At 72.1% G+C, this 14,227-nt stretch carries 16 protein-coding genes; 11 read left to right on the top strand and 5 right to left on the bottom strand.

The genetic code is table 11. From position 1 onward, the window contains the following. Positions 1-147 precede the first annotated feature (147 nt). Positions 148-792, top strand: coding sequence for a TetR/AcrR family transcriptional regulator (locus AC07AB_RS12745; RefSeq protein WP_478564474.1), 645 nt, complete (start codon positions 148-150; stop codon positions 790-792). Positions 793-815: 23 nt separating this feature from the next. Here the strand turns inward: AC07AB_RS12745 and def are convergent, their stop codons facing one another. Beyond that, positions 816-1,376: a peptide deformylase gene (gene def, locus AC07AB_RS12740; RefSeq protein WP_478564471.1), complete on the bottom strand. Its 561-nt coding sequence runs from the start codon at positions 1,374-1,376 to the stop codon at positions 816-818. A 166-nt stretch (positions 1,377-1,542) separates the two neighbouring features. Here def and AC07AB_RS12735 point away from each other — a divergent pair, with 166 nt between their 5' ends. From AC07AB_RS12735 to AC07AB_RS12705, 7 genes are all read left to right on the top strand, one after another. Next, positions 1,543-2,781 (top strand): MurT ligase domain-containing protein, encoded by a 1,239-nt coding sequence (locus AC07AB_RS12735; RefSeq protein ID WP_478564468.1) that lies wholly within the window; start codon positions 1,543-1,545, stop codon positions 2,779-2,781. Between the two features lie 23 nt (positions 2,782-2,804). Then, positions 2,805-3,533 (top strand): type 1 glutamine amidotransferase, encoded by a 729-nt coding sequence (locus AC07AB_RS12730; protein ID WP_478564465.1) that lies wholly within the window; start codon positions 2,805-2,807, stop codon positions 3,531-3,533. Positions 3,534-3,679: 146 nt separating this feature from the next. Further along, a complete protein-coding gene (locus tag AC07AB_RS12725) occupies positions 3,680-4,705 on the top strand; it encodes a 6-phosphofructokinase (protein ID WP_478564463.1) in 1,026 nt (341 codons plus the stop codon). A 136-nt stretch (positions 4,706-4,841) separates the two neighbouring features. After that, positions 4,842-5,798 (top strand): cytochrome c oxidase assembly protein, encoded by a 957-nt coding sequence (locus tag AC07AB_RS12720; protein WP_478564460.1) that lies wholly within the window; start codon positions 4,842-4,844, stop codon positions 5,796-5,798. A 94-nt stretch (positions 5,799-5,892) separates the two neighbouring features. Then, positions 5,893-6,051 (top strand): hypothetical protein, encoded by a 159-nt coding sequence (locus AC07AB_RS12715; RefSeq protein WP_478564457.1) that lies wholly within the window; start codon positions 5,893-5,895, stop codon positions 6,049-6,051. 198 nt (positions 6,052-6,249) lie between these two features. Then, positions 6,250-6,954, top strand: a complete 705-nt coding sequence (locus AC07AB_RS12710; RefSeq protein WP_478564454.1) for a lysophospholipid acyltransferase family protein — start codon at positions 6,250-6,252, stop codon at positions 6,952-6,954. A 65-nt stretch (positions 6,955-7,019) separates the two neighbouring features. Next, positions 7,020-8,075 carry an NAD-dependent epimerase/dehydratase family protein gene (locus AC07AB_RS12705; RefSeq protein ID WP_478564452.1) on the top strand — a complete coding sequence of 352 codons (1,056 nt, stop codon included), beginning with the start codon at positions 7,020-7,022 and terminating at the stop codon, positions 8,073-8,075. Here AC07AB_RS12705 and AC07AB_RS12700 read toward each other — a convergent pair. Continuing rightward, the gene (locus tag AC07AB_RS12700) at positions 8,047-8,673 is read right to left on the bottom strand and encodes a DUF1707 SHOCT-like domain-containing protein (RefSeq protein ID WP_478564449.1); all 627 of its coding nucleotides are present in this window, start codon (positions 8,671-8,673) and stop codon (positions 8,047-8,049) included. The two genes, AC07AB_RS12705 and AC07AB_RS12700, sit on opposite strands and share 29 nt — an antisense overlap. Before the next feature lie 137 nt (positions 8,674-8,810). After that, the gene (locus AC07AB_RS12695) at positions 8,811-9,197 is read right to left on the bottom strand and encodes an ArsR/SmtB family transcription factor (protein ID WP_478564446.1); all 387 of its coding nucleotides are present in this window, start codon (positions 9,195-9,197) and stop codon (positions 8,811-8,813) included. A gap of 181 nt (positions 9,198-9,378) precedes the next feature. Between AC07AB_RS12695 and AC07AB_RS12690 the strand changes: the two genes are divergently transcribed. Then, positions 9,379-9,795: a hypothetical protein gene (locus AC07AB_RS12690; RefSeq protein ID WP_478564443.1), complete on the top strand. Its 417-nt coding sequence runs from the start codon at positions 9,379-9,381 to the stop codon at positions 9,793-9,795. 137 nt (positions 9,796-9,932) lie between these two features. Beyond that, entirely contained in the window at positions 9,933-10,679 is a 747-nt protein-coding gene (locus AC07AB_RS12685; RefSeq protein ID WP_478564440.1) for an SDR family NAD(P)-dependent oxidoreductase, read from the top strand. 72 nt (positions 10,680-10,751) lie between these two features. Here the strand turns inward: AC07AB_RS12685 and AC07AB_RS12680 are convergent, their stop codons facing one another. Both AC07AB_RS12680 and AC07AB_RS12675 read right to left on the bottom strand, forming a co-directional pair. Beyond that, positions 10,752-11,834: an alkene reductase gene (locus AC07AB_RS12680; protein ID WP_478564437.1), complete on the bottom strand. Its 1,083-nt coding sequence runs from the start codon at positions 11,832-11,834 to the stop codon at positions 10,752-10,754. Positions 11,835-11,961: 127 nt separating this feature from the next. Further along, positions 11,962-13,515 carry an MFS transporter gene (locus AC07AB_RS12675; RefSeq protein WP_478564434.1) on the bottom strand — a complete coding sequence of 518 codons (1,554 nt, stop codon included), beginning with the start codon at positions 13,513-13,515 and terminating at the stop codon, positions 11,962-11,964. Between the two features lie 123 nt (positions 13,516-13,638). Here AC07AB_RS12675 and AC07AB_RS12670 point away from each other — a divergent pair, with 123 nt between their 5' ends. Further along, complete coding sequence (locus AC07AB_RS12670; RefSeq protein WP_478564431.1) at positions 13,639-14,217, top strand: helix-turn-helix domain-containing protein; 579 nt, start codon at positions 13,639-13,641, stop codon at positions 14,215-14,217. Positions 14,218-14,227 lie beyond the last annotated feature (10 nt).

The raw sequence follows: 14,227 nt of genomic DNA, 5'->3' as shown, positions 1-14,227 counted from the left end.
CCCCTCCAACTATTTGTTACTAGCGGTAACACGAGTGTGTTACTCACCAGTAAGCCCTGTCAACCTGCTACGGCACCCGGATCCGCTGAGTGGAACGGGTGTTACGTTGCGCATGCGTCAAGAGTCACGGGGGCGGGGAGGCACATGATGGAGACCAGTCAGCGGGAAGACCAGCGGCGGGCCGCACAGGCGCGGCGCAAGGAGCTGCTGGAGGCCGCGGACCGGGTGGTGATGCGGGACGGGCCGGGTGCGTCGATGAACGCCATCGCGGCCGAGGCCGGGATCACCAAACCGATCCTGTACCGGCACTTCGGCGACAAGGGCGGGCTGTACCGCGCGCTGGCCGTGCGCCACACCGACGCCCTGCTCGACGGGTTGCGCGCGGCCCTCGGCTCCCCCGTCCCCCGCCGCGACCGCGTCGAGGCGACGCTGGATACGTATCTGGTGGCGATCGAGACCCGGCCCCAGGTGTACCGGTTCCTGATGCACCCCGCCGACGAGGAGCAGACCTCGGAGCAGGGGTTCGACGTCGGCCGGCACTCCGCGCCGCTGCTGCGGCGGCTCGGCGAGGAGCTGGCCCAGGTGATCGCCGAGCGGGTCGACCTCGGGCCGGGCGGCGACCAGCTGGCGCGGGCCTGGGGCCACGGGATCGTCGGCATGATGCACGCGGCGGGCGACTGGTGGCTGCGCGAGCGCCCGTTCTCCCGCGCCGAGTTGGTACGGCACCTCGCCGACCTGCTGTGGGGGCGGCTGGCCGCGGCCGGCGACCGGCCGGACGGCCCCGGCTTCTGAGAGCGGGCGGCGGACGGCGGCGCTCAGGGAGCGGCGGGCCCGGCGGGCGTCGACCACGGCGCCCGCCGGGCCGCCCGCAGCGCCCGTCGCCGGCGCAGCCCCGTCAGCCGGTCGGTGAACAGGCCCCCGTCGAGATGGTCGCTCTCGTGCTGGAGGCAGCGGGCGAAGAAGCCCGTGCCCTCCACCCGGACCGGCGCGCCGTCCGTCGTCGAGCCCTCGACGACGGCGCGGTCGAAGCGGGGCGTGCCCGCCTCGATGTCGGGGAGCGAGAGGCAGCCCTCCGGCCCGCGCACGTACACGCCGTCGGCCTCGACGAGCCGGGGGTTGACGATGTGGCCGAGGTGGCGGCGGTCCTCGTCGTCGGGGCAGTCGTAGACGAAGACCCGCAGCGGCACGCCGATCTGATTGGCCGCGAGCCCGACGCCATGGGCCGCGTACATGGTCGCGTACATGTCCTCGACGAGCGTCGCGAGGGCCGCGCCGTACTCCTCGACCTCGGCGCAGGGCGCCCGCAGGACCGGATCGCCGAGCAGCCGCATCGGCCGTATGAGTCCGCGGCTGCCGGGGATCGTGCCGTTTCGCATGCGTCAAAGCGTACGGTCCGCGGGCGGCAGGTTCGGGCCCACGGTCGGATCTCGATAGGCTGATCCCTGACCGATGCCTCCCGGCTGGCGATTCGGCGCGGAGGGGCGTTCCGCCGGCGGACACATGAGGCAGGCGCGGCGCCGGATGCAAGGAGGATCTAGGACGATGGCAGGGAACACGGAGCCGCTGTCCCCGCGGGCCAAGCTGGCCGTGACGGCGGGCAAGGCCGCGGCGGCGGTATCGCGGGCCGCGGGCCGCGGCAGCGGATCGGTGATCGGCGGCAAGGTAGCGCTCAGGCTCGACCCCGACCTGCTGGCCCGGCTGGCGACGCACTTGGACGTAGTCCTGGTGTCGGCCACCAACGGCAAGACGACGACGACCCGGCTGATCGCCGAGGCGCTGCGGGCGAGCGGAGTGGTGGTCTCGAACGCGCTGGGCGCCAACATGCCCGCGGGCATCACCTCCGCGCTGGCCGGCGGGTCCGACGCGCGGTACGGCGTGATCGAGGTGGACGAGAAGTATCTGGCGGGGGTCGCGCGCGATGTGGAGCCCAAGGCCATCGCACTGCTGAATCTCTCCCGCGACCAGCTCGACCGGGCCGCGGAGACCCGCATGCTGGCCGAGAAGTGGCGCGAGGGCCTGGCCGGCACCAAGGCCGTGGTGATCGCGAACGCCGATGACCCGCTCATCGTGTGGGCGGCGTCCTCGTCCCCGAACGTGGTGTGGGTGGCGGCAGGCCAGGAGTGGAAGGACGACGCCTGGTCGTGCCCCTCGTGCGGCGGTGTGATGCAGCGCCCGGGCGACGACTGGTTCTGCGCCGAGTGCGGCTTCCGGCGTCCCACGCCGAGCTGGGCGCTCTCCGGCGACTACGTCCTGGACCCGCACGGCAGCGCGTGGCCGATCCACCTCCAGCTGCCGGGCCGGGCGAACAAGGCGAACGCCACCTCCTCCGCGGCCGTGGCCGCCGCCTTCGGGGTGCCGCCGCAGGTGGCGCTGGAGCGGATGTACTCGGTCCAGGCGGTCGCCGGGCGGTACGACGTGGTGACGTTCATGGAGCGGGAGCTGCGGCTGCTGCTGGCGAAGAACCCGGCCGGCTGGCTGGAGACGTTCTCGCTGATCGACCCCCCGCCCACGCCGGTGATCCTCGCCGTCAACGCGCGCGGCGCGGACGGCACGGACACCTCGTGGCTGTGGGACGTGGACTACCCCCGCCTCGCCGGCCACCCGATCCTCGTCATCGGCGACCGCAAGCTGGACCTGGCGGTGCGGCTGGAGGTCGCGGGGCTGGACTTCCGGGTGTGCGAGGACGTGGACGAGGCCGTGCGGATGTCTCCGCCCGGCCGGATCGAGGTCATCGCGAACTACACCGCGTTCCAGGACGTACGCCGCCGCGTCGGCAACTGACACCCGCATAAGGAGCCTTACGCATGAGCCAGAGCAGTCTGCGCCTGGTGTGGATCTACCCCGACCTGCTGAGCACGTACGGGGACCAGGGCAACGCCCTGGTGGTGGAGCGGCGCGCGCGCCAGCGCCGACTGGACGTCCAGCGTCTGGACGTCCGCTCCGACCAGCAGCTTCCGACCTCCGGGGACATCTATCTGATCGGCGGCGGCGAGGACCGGCCGCAGCGGCTGGCGGCCGAGCGGCTGCGCCGGGACGGCGGGCTGAACCGGGCGGTGGCCAACGGCGCGATCGTCTTCTCGGTGTGCGCCGGGTACCAGATCCTGGGCCACGAGTTCATCAACGACCTCGGCCAGCGCGAGCAGGGCCTGGGGCTGCTGGACGTGGTCAGCACCCGTGGCGAGGGCGAGCGGTGCGTCGGCGACGTGCTGGGCGACATCGACGAGCGGCTGGGTCTGCCGCCCCTGACCGGTTTCGAGAACCACCAGGGCGTCACACATCTGGGTCCCACCGCGCGGCCGCTGGCGCGGGTGCGGTTCGGGAAGGGCAACGGCACGGGCGACGGCACCGAGGGCGCGTTCAACGACACCGTCTTCGGTACGTACATGCACGGCCCGGTGCTGGCCCGCAATCCGCTGATCGCGGACCTGATGCTGAAGCTGGCGCTCGATGTGAACGCGCTGCCGCCGGTGGACGAGCAGTGGTACGAGGCGCTGCGCGCGGAGCGGATCGCGTCGGCGACGCAGCCCGCGTAGCGGGGGCGACGCGAGGCCGCATGGCGAATCGGCCCGTATGACGGACGGATCGGCCTCCCCGCCACCCGCGCTTGTAGGGTGGCGGGGATGATCCAGCCGGACGACGGGGTCCGGTCAACCGGCCCTGTTGCAAAGGTTTTCGTGCCATGCGAATTGGTGTGCTCACTTCCGGCGGCGACTGCCCCGGCCTGAACGCCGTCATCCGGTCCGTCGTGCACCGGGCGGTCGTCGACCACGGTGACGAGGTCATCGGCTTCCACGACGGGTGGAAGGGGCTTTTGGAGTGCGACTACCGCAAGCTGGACCTGGACGCGGTCGGCGGAATCCTGGCGCGTGGCGGAACGATCCTCGGCTCGTCCCGGGTGCAGCCCGCGCATCTGTGCGACGGAGTGGAACGGGCCCGCGGCCACGTCCGGGACCTGGGGCTGGACGCGATCATCCCGATCGGCGGTGAGGGCACGCTCAAGGCGGCGCGGCTGCTGTCGGACGCGGGGCTGCCGATCGTCGGGGTGCCCAAGACCATCGACAACGACATCGCGTCGACGGATGTGACGTTCGGCTTCGACACCGCGGTCGGCGTCGCGACCGAGGCCCTGGACCGGCTCAAGACCACGGCGGAGTCGCATCAGCGGGTGCTGATCGTCGAGGTGATGGGGCGGCACACGGGGTGGATCGCCCTGCACTCGGGCATGGCCGCGGGAGCGCACGCCATCGTCGTGCCGGAGCGGCCGTTCGACATCGGCGAGCTGACCGCGCTGGTCGGCAAGCGCTTCGAGGCGGGCAAGAAGTTCGCCATCGTGGTGGTCGCGGAGGGCGCGAAGCCGCGCGAGGGGTCGATGGACTTCGACATCGGCGGCACCGACGTCTACGGGCACGAGCGCTTCGCGGGCGTCGCCCGCCAGCTGGCGATCGAACTGGAGCAGCGCCTGGAGAAGGAGGCGCGCCCGGTGATCCTGGGCCATGTGCAGCGGGGCGGCACGCCGACCGCGTACGACCGGGTGCTCGCGACCCGGTTCGGCTGGCACGCGGTGGAGGCGGCGCACCGGGGCGAGTTCGGGATGATGACGGCGCTGCGCGGCACGGACATCACGCTGGTGCCGCTGGCGGAGGCCGTGGAGACGCTCAAGACGGTGCCCGCCGAGCGGTACGGCGAGGCCGAGTGCGTGCTCTGAGCTGATCTCCGGGCCGTTCTCGCCCGCTCACCCGCGTACGGACGCGATCAGCGCCGAAGCCGCCCCCGGCCGGGACTCCGGCCGGGGGCGGTTCTACTCTGGTGCGGGCGCATTGGTACGAAGTAGGAGAGAGCGGATGGACCACGGCGGTCACGGCATGATGATGATGGATCTGCCGCCGTTCACGCTGGGACGGAGCCTGGAGTTCAGCGGCGACGCCTTCTTCATGATCGGCTGCTTGCTGGGGCTCGCGCTCTACGGCTGGGCCGTGGTGCGGCTGCGGCGGCGCGGGGACGCGTGGCCGGTGGGGCGCACGGTGTCGTATGTCATCGGCGTGCTGACGGTGGCGTTGGTGATGTGCACCAAGCTCAATGACTACGGCATGGCCATGTTTAGCGTGCACATGGTGCAGCACATGGTCATCAGCATGCTCTCCCCCATTCTGATCCTGCTGGGGGCGCCGGTGACGCTGGCGCTGCGGGCGCTGCCCACGGCGGCGCGCGGCCGCAAGGGGCCGCGCGAATTGCTGGTCGCGCTGTTGCACAGCTGGTATATGCGGATCATCACCCACCCGGTGTTCACGATTCCGCTGTTCATCGCGAGCCTCTACGGGCTGTATTTCACGCCGATCTTCGACTTCCTGATGGGCAGCCGGGTGGGGCACATCGCGATGATGGTGCACTTCCTCGCGGTGGGCCTGGTGTTCTTCTGGCCGATCATGGGCGTGGACCCGGGGCCGCACCGGCCGGGCTATGTGATGCGGATGCTGGAGCTGTTCGCGGGCATGCCGTTCCACGCGTTCTTCGGTATCGCGCTGATGATGGGCTCGGAGCCGATGATCACCACGTATATGCATCCCGCGGCCTCGCTCGGCGTCGATCCGCTCTCGGATCAGATGGCGGCGGGCGGTATCGCGTGGGCGTTCAGCGAGATCCCCTCGGTGGTCGTGCTGATCGCGCTGGTCTTCCAGTGGTACAAGTCCGAGCAGCGGCAGGCGCGGCGTTCGGACCGGATGGAGGCGCGCAGCGGCGACCAGGAGCTCGCGGCGTACAACGCCTATCTCGCGACGCTCCAGGCACGCGGAGGCCAGTAGCCGTCTGGCGGTGAGGACCGCGGCGGGGTGACGATGGTCCCCTGACCGCGGTCCTCGCGTTTTATCGCCGGGCCGCCTTGAGGAGGTGCGGAACATGCCCGGATCTGCACGGACGATGGCGGGGATGACGGTGGGCGGACTGGTCGCGGTGACCGGCTACAGCGTGGCGCTGGGCAGCAACGGCTGGCTGTGGTTCGCCTGGGTGGTACTGGGGCTGCTGACGGTGGGGGTGGTGGTGGCTCGGGGGAACTGAGGCCGCAGGAGGGCCCGGCAGCGGGCCGCGGCCGGACCGCTGTCCCCCCACCAGCCGCCGGTGGCCGCGGAGGCCACCGTACCGCACTGTGCGGTACGGGCGTGCGCCGTCCCCGGACGGGGCTGTCCTGCCCCTCCCCAGCCGGCCGCCGCCGGACTACTGTGCGTCAGCACTGGGACGAGGGGGAAGGCGGCCGCCGTGTTCTATCAGCTGCTCAAATACGTGTTCCTGGGGCCACCGCTCAGGCTGTTGTTCCGGCCGAGAATCGAGGGGATCGACCATATTCCGGACGACGGCGCGGCGATTGTCGCGGGAAATCATCTGTCGTTCTCCGATCATTTCCTGATGCCGGTGATCCTGCCGCGCAGAATCACGTTCCTCGCGAAGTCGGAGTACTTCACGGGCCGGGGGGTGCGGGGCCGGCTGACGGCGGCATTCTTCCGCGGGGCCGGACAGATCCCGGTGGACCGCTCCGGCGGCAAGGCGTCCCAGGGCGCACTGCGCTCGGGGCTGTCGGTGCTGCGCAAGGGCCGGCTGCTGGGGGTCTATCCGGAGGGCACGCGGTCGCACGACGGGCGGCTGTACAAGGGGCGTACGGGCGTCGCGGCGATGGCCCTGCGAGCGCGGGTGCCGGTGGTGCCGTGCGCCATGGTCGGCACGTTCGAGATCCAGCCTCCGGGCCGGTCCCTGCCGCGGATCAGGCCGGTGACGATCCGGTTCGGGGAGCCGCTGGACTTCTCGCGGTTCGTGGGGCTGAGCGACGAACGGCTGGCGCTGCGGGCCGTGACCGACGAGATCATGTACGCGATCCTGCGGCTGTCCGGGCAGGAGTACGTGGATCAGTACGCGACGGACGCGAAGAAGGCCGACCAGTCCCGGCGGTCCGCGCGCCCATTGCGCTGACGGCGGATCAGCGCACGGCGAAAGTCGATGGGCGCGCCGCCCGCGGTGGCCGTACCGTCCCGGTCATGACGGACGGAAGCGTATTCGTGCTCGGGGCGACCGGGCAGATCGGACGGGCCGCGGTGCGCGCGCTCGCGGCCGATGGGTGGCGGGTGCGGGCGGCGTCGAGGAGCGCCGGACGGGACGCGGGCTGGCCCGAGGGCGTACGGGCGGTGGCGGTGGACCGGGAGGACGGCGCGGCGCTCGCGGCGGCCCTCGGGGACGGGTGCGATGTGCTGCTGGACTGCGTCGCGTACGGGCGGGGGCACGCGCGGCAGCTGCTGGGGCTGGCGGACCGCATCGGGTCGGCCGTGGTGATCTCCAGCGGCGCGGTGTACGAGGACGAGAGCGGCCGGAGCTTCGACACGCAGAACGAGCCGGACGGCTTCCCCGCCTATCCGGTGCCGATCGCCGAGTCGTACCGCACGGTCGTGCCGAGCGATCTGACGTACGGGACGCGGAAGGTGGCGCTGGAGCGGGAGATGCTGGCGGCCGGCGACCGGCTGCCGACGACGCTGCTGCGGGCGGGCGCCGTCCACGGCCCGTACTCCGTTCTGCCCCGGGAGCTGTACTTCGTCAAGCGGGCGTTGGACGGGCGTCCGGTGCGGGTGCTCGCCTGGCGCGGCGAGAGCCGCTTCCACACCGTGCACGTCGACAATCTCGCGGAGCTGGTGCGGCTCGCGGCGGCCCGGCCCGGGTCGCGGGTGCTGAACGCCGGCGACCCCGAGGCGCTGTCGGTGGCGGAGATATCAGCGGCGGTGGACGCGGTGGCGGGGGTGGAGAGCGAGCTGGTGCCGGTCGATGGGCCGCCCCCGCGGCCGGGCGTCGGGGAGACACCGTGGAGCGTGGCGCGGCCGGTGGTGTACGACATGTCGGCGGCCGAACGCGAGCTCGGCTACCGGGCGGTGACGGGTTACGCCGAGTCGCTGCCCCGGACGGTGGAGTGGCTGGCCGGGGAACTGGCGGTCAGGGACTGGCGGGAGTCGTTCCCGCTGCTGGCCGGGGCCGGCCCGCAAGGCGGGCTCTGCGATTACGCCGCCGAGGACGAATGGCTCAACGCCACTCGCGCCAGGGCCATTTGAAGTTCCGCATGAGCCGCACATGGCCGAGGACGGACCGCCCGGTGATACGCACCACCGGGCCGTCCGAGCCCCCCTTGGGGGTCTTGCCGGGCAGGGAGCGCTTGCCGAAGAGGGCGGTTCCGGTGTCGTAGACCTGCGCCTCGTCGGGCAGCAGGATCTCGATCTTGCCGCAGAAGGAGTTGGCCTCGATCACGACTTCGCGCCGAGTGAAGACGGCGTGCCGCAGGTCGAGGACGACCGCGCCGAACCGGGCGTGCACGACGGAGTGCGGGGGTACGGGCAGTTGGCCGCCGCGCCGGATCTTACTGAAGAGGGCGGTCACGGGCTCGGTACCGGCAGGGTCGGCGAGGGACCGGCCGGGCTCGGGCGCGGGCAGGTCCGCGGTGAGCGGGACGAGTTCGGCGCGGGTACGTGCCTGGTAGACGGCCTCCAGCCGCTCGGAGTGCTCGTCGGCGGAGAGGCGGCCGAGGGCGAGGGCGTCACCGAGGAGGGCCGCGGCGGCGTCGCGCTCCTGGTCGGAGGCGCGGACGGCGGGAGCCTGGGCGGCGGGCCGGCCGGGCTCGCCGAGCGGCTCCGGGGTGGCGGCGTGATCGGGCATGCGGTCTCCTCGACGGTACGGACCCAACGGCACACTCACGCTATATCGCGACACTGTGGAGCGGCAAGGCGGCGAACGCGCCACGGCGGCCCTCCGGGCCGGAGGATCACCTCCGCTCGCCCCCCACTGGCGCCGCCTCACCCGCGGACCTTGGCGTCCCTCCGCACCTCGTCCGCCTCCGCCGCCCGGAGCAGCGCCGGCAGCAGACCGGGGAAGCGCTCCTCGATGTCCGCGCTCCGCAGGGAGATATAGCGCTCGCGCCCGATCCGCCGCGTGTGGGTCCAGCCCGCCTGGCGCAGGATCCGGAAGTGGTACGAGCCGGTGGCCCGCGTGACGGGCAGCTCGATGTCGCCGCACCCCACCTCCGCCTCCACGGCCAGCCGCCGGACGATCAGCTGACGCAGGGGCTCGCTGAACGCCTGGAGCAGACCGCCGAGGCAGAGGTCGGCGGCGTCCGGCTGATCGGCGTCGGCCGGCGGCGAGTCGGCGGGCGGCGCGGTGGGGGTGCGCACAGAGGGAGACATTTAGAGATCTCTCAAACTGAGTGTTAGCGTACGGATTGTCATTTCGATGATCCTGTAAATGTTCCGGCGGTGCAACGCTGTGCCCCGCGGCACACCCATGCCCCGAGCCGCACCGCCGGGCACACCGCCACCCCCGCAGAGCGCTCCCGCGGAGCGCTCCTCACAGAGACGGAAGACCGCCGTGCACGACACCACCGACGCCTCCCCCACCCCAGCGCCCGCGGCCGTCGGGCCGGAGCAGGACGGCGGCGGCGCGCCGCTGCGGACGCTCTTCTGCATCGCCGTCACCCAGGAGTTCTTCAACGCCGGCGACGACGAGCGCGCCGAGGTGGCCGCCGCGATCACGCCCGCCTTCGACCGGCTCGCCGAGCGCTTCGGCGTCACGGTGCTCGGCACCCTCGACGACGACCAGCTGATGGTCGGCGCGACGCCCGGCTGGCCCTGGACGTCCTACATCCTCGCCGACGTGCCCGACATGGCCACCGCCATCAAGGTCTGCGGCATCGTCCGCGAGACGCCGGTCGGCGAGAGCCGACTCTGGCGCTATCTGCGCGTCGAGGCGAGGGTCGGCCGCCCGCTGTTCTTCGGCACGCGCTGACGCGCCCCGCGCGCCCGCGCCCGTAAGCAACCGCGCTCCACCGCACGCGCGGCCCGGCTCCACGCAGATCGACCGCGTGAGACCCCTCTCCCCCGCTCCCCCTCTTCCATCGCACAGCTCCCGAAAGGTCCCGCCCCATGCTCTCCACCGGCCTCGCCGGACGCACCGTCCTGATCACCGGTTCCGCCCAAGGGCTCGGGGCCGCCCTGGTGCGCGCGTACTTCGACGAGGGCGCGCGGGTCGCGGCGCTCGACGTCGACGACGAGCGCAACCGCGCCCTGGCCGCCGAGCTGGACCCCAGCGGCGACCGCGTCCTCGCCGTCCACACCGATCTGCGCGACCTCGACGCCCTGGCCGCCGGCTACCGCGCCGCGAGCGCGTGGGGCCCGGTGGACGTACTCGTCAACAACGCGGCCCGGCCGCTGGTCAAGTCGCTCTGGGACATCACTCCCGAGGAGTGGGACGACGTGTTCGCGGTCAATCTGCGGGCCGCGTTCTTCCTCACGCGCATGGTCGCCGCCGACATGCGCGAGCGGGGGTTCGGGCGCATCGTCAACATGTCCTCCATCGCGGGCCAGGCGCCCCGGCCCACCGGCGCCGCCTACGGCACGACCAAGGCGGGCCTGATCTCGCTGACGCGCGTCTTCGCCGCCGAACTGGCCCCCCACGGCATCAACGTCAACGCCGTCGCGCCCGCGATGATCGACACCCCCATGGTCCGCTCCGTCTCCCCCGAGACCCTCGCCGAGATGACCGCCCAGGTGCCGCTCGGCCGCATCGCCGCCCCGGAGGACGTCGCCCGCCTCGCTGTCTTCCTCTCCGCCGAGGACTCCTTCATCACCGGCGCGACGTACGACATCAACGGCGGCGCCCTCATGCGCTGACCGGACGCCGCACCGCCGTGCCCCGGACCCGTCGCGGGTCCGGGGCACGGCGTGTGGACCAGGTGCCGGGCCTCAGCCCGCGTTCGCGGGCAGGAACGGGTAGTCGGTGTAGCCGCGGTGGTCGCCGCCGTAGAAGGTGGTGCCGTCGGGCTCGTTCAGCGCCGCCCCGGTACGCCAGCGGTGGATGAGGTCGGGGTTGGCGATGAAGGCCCGCCCGACGGCGACGAGGTCGGCCCGGCCGCTCTCGACGAGGTCGCGGGCGGCGGTCACGTCGGTGACGGGGTCCCAGCCGTTGCTGACGATGCGGGAGCCCCCGAAGCGGTCGGCGAGGTCCCTCAGCAGCGGGGTCTCGGGGGCGCCGATCGTGTGCAGATAGGCCAGGCCCATGGCGGAGAGCTCGTCGACGAGCGTCCGGTACGTGACGGCGGTGTCCGTCGCGTCGTCCTCCAGGGCCCCGTGGAGGTTGATGGCGGGCGAGACGCGGATGCCGACCCGTTCGCTGCCGATGGCGTCGGCCACGCCCTGGGCGACCTCGATGACGAAGCGCGCGCGGGCCTGCGGGGTGCCGCCGTACGCGTCGGTGCGGTGGTTGGTGGAGGGGGCGAGGAACTGGTGGAGGAGGTAGCCGTTGGCCCCGTGCAGTTCGACACCGTCGAGGCCGGCGTCGATCGCGGCGCGGGCGGCCTGTGCGTACTCCTCTACGACGGAGGGGATTTCCCCGGTGCCCAGTGCGCGGGGCGTCGGGTGGGGCCGGCGGCCCGCGGCGGTGAACATCTCGCCCGGTGCGGCGATCGCGCTGGGGGCGACGGTTTCGGCCCGGTGCTTGTTGTCGGGGTGCGAGATGCGCCCCGCGTGCATGAGCTGCGCGACGACGCGGCCGCCGCCGCGATGCACCGCGTCGGCGACGGCGCGCCAGCCCTCGATCTGCGCGGGGGTGTGCAGGCCGGGTGAGTTCATATAGCCCTGGCCCGCCGCACTGGGCTGCACGCCCTCGGTGATGATCAGACCGGCGGTGGCGCGCTGCCCGTAGTACGTGGTCATGAGGTCGGTGGGCAGGCCGTCGGGGGTGGCCCGGTTGCGGGTCATGGGGGCCATGGCGACGCGGTTGTTCAGGTTCCACTTGCCGACGGTCACCGGCTCGAAGAGGTCCGACATGAGGGGTTGTTGCTCCTTCTGTGTTGATGGGTGCATTGGTGGGTGCGTTGATGGATGGGTTGATGCACGCGTCGGCGAACGCACCGGAGTGGTGCGGACGTTGTGCGGTGGTGGTTGTGGTTCCGCGTCAGGCGAGATGCTGTCCCGCGCCGGGCCGCGCGTCGGCGGCGGGCTTCCGGGCGGTCTTCACCAGGACGGCGAGGACGAGGAACGCGGCGGCCAGGAGCGCGCCGGCGACGATGAACGCGACGCGGTAGCCGTGAAGGAACGCCTCCATCCGCACGGCGTGCGGGATCCCGCCCGTACTCGCCGGGCGGGCGGCGAGGTAGCCGCCGACAGCGGAGATGTAGAGGGTGTTGAGCAGGGCCGGGCCGAGGGCCGCGCCGATCTGCTGGCTGGTGCTCAGCGCCGCGCTGGCGACACCGGCGTCGCGCGGGTCGACGGCGGACAGGGCCACGTTGGGTCCGGCGAGGAAGAACAGCCCCACGCCCACGCTGACCAGGATCTGGGTCGGCAGGACTTCGCCCGTGTAGCCGGAGCCGGCGTCCAGGCGGGTGAGCCAGAACATGCCCGCCGTGGCCAGCGCCGTGCCGCCGACCATCAGCGCCTTGGGGCCGAGACGGGTGACGAGGGGCGCGGCCAGCGTGGTGGTGGCGATGATGCCGACGCTGAACGGCAGGAACGCGCAACCGGCCTGCAAGGGCGTATAGCCGAGGTTGACCTGGAGGAAGTAGGTCATGAAGAGGTTCATGCCGAACATGCCGGCGCCGAGCAGGAGATTGCCCAGGAACACCCCGGCGCGGTTGCGTTCGAGGACCACTCGCAGGGGCAGCAGGGGGTGTGCGGTGCGGCGTTCGACGACGACGAAGGCGGCGAGGAGGAGTACGGCCGCGGCCAGGAGCAGCAGGGTCGCGGGGGCCGTCCAGCCGTCGCCGTCGGCGGCCTGGGCGAAGCCGTAGACGAGGGCGACCAGGCCGCCGGTCACGAGGACGGCGCCGGGGATGTCGTAGTGGCGGTCGACGGCGGCGCGGCTCTCGCGGACGAAGCGCCGGGCGGCCAGCGCCGCCACCAGGGCGATGGGGATGTTGATGTACATGCACCAGCGCCAGCCGGCGTACTCGGTGAGGACACCGCCGAGCAGGAGACCGACCGCGCCTCCGCCGCCCTGGAAGGCTCCGAAGATCCCGAAGGCTTTGGCGCGTTCCTTCTCGTCGGTGAAGGCGACGGTGACGATGGAGAGCGCCGCGGGCGCCAGGAGCGCGGCGAAGCCGCCTTGCAGGGCGCGTGCGGCGAACAGGGTGACCGGATCGGGTGCGACGCCGCCGAGCATGGACGCCGCCGCGAATCCGACGAGGCCGATGAGCAGGGTCCGTTTGCGGCCGGCGAAGTCGGCGATGCGGCCGCCGAGCAGGAGCAGGCCGCCGAAGGCCAGGGCGTAGGCGGTGATCATCCACTGACGGTTCGCGTCGCTCATGCCCAGATCGCTCTGGGCCTGCGGCAGGGCGATGTTCACGATGGACACGTCGAGGACGACCATCAGTGTCGCGACCGACGCCACGGTCAGCGCCATCCATCTGCGCGGGTCCGGCGTCTGCGGATCCGTTGCGTACGAGTCCGGTGCCTGCGGATCCGGCGTCTGCGGGTCCGCCGCTGTCCCGGTGCGCCGGGCGGGGCTGGTCATTGAGAGCTCTCCAGAGCGGTAGTCGAGGGGGTCGGCGAGCGGCGGGCCGCTCGCGTCGCCTGGAGAGTGCGACCGGATCCGGCAAAGTTGCAAAGAGCCATGCCGTTTCGGCAAGGTGAGGCCATGGACCGAATCGAACAGTCATTGACGGCCATCGGCCCCAGGCTTCGGGAACTGCGCCGGCGGCGCGGCATCACGCTGGCCGCGGTGGCGCAGTCCACCGGCATCTCCGAGAGCACGCTCTCGCGCCTGGAAGGCGGTGGCCGCAAGCCCAACCTGGAGCTGCTCCTGCCGCTGGCCCGTGCGTACAGCGTCTCGCTGGACGAACTCGTGGGTGCTCCCGAGACGGGCGACCCGCGGGTGCATCTGCGGCCGGTCACACAGGGCAGCATGACCTTCGTGCCGCTGAGCCGCAGGCCGGGCGGGCTGCACGCGCACAAGCTCGTCATCAGTCCCAGCACCGGCGAGCGCGAACTGAACACGCACGAGGGCTACGAGTGGGTCTACGTGCTCGACGGGAGGCTGCGGCTGCACCTGGGCGAGCGGTCCCTGTCCCTGGCGCCCGGAGAGGTGGCGGAGTTCGACACGCACGTACCGCACTGGCTCGGCCCGGACAATGATCAGCCCGTCGAACTGCTCATCATCTTCGGCAAGCAGGGCGAGCGCGCCCACCTCCGCGCCCGCCCCGACCATCCCTCCTGACCCGCGGGGC

It is taken from the genome of Streptomyces sp. NPDC044033 (genome assembly GCF_056434425.1).
Note: the sequence above shows the minus strand (reverse complement) of the source record. Positions and strands in the feature narration are given on the sequence as shown.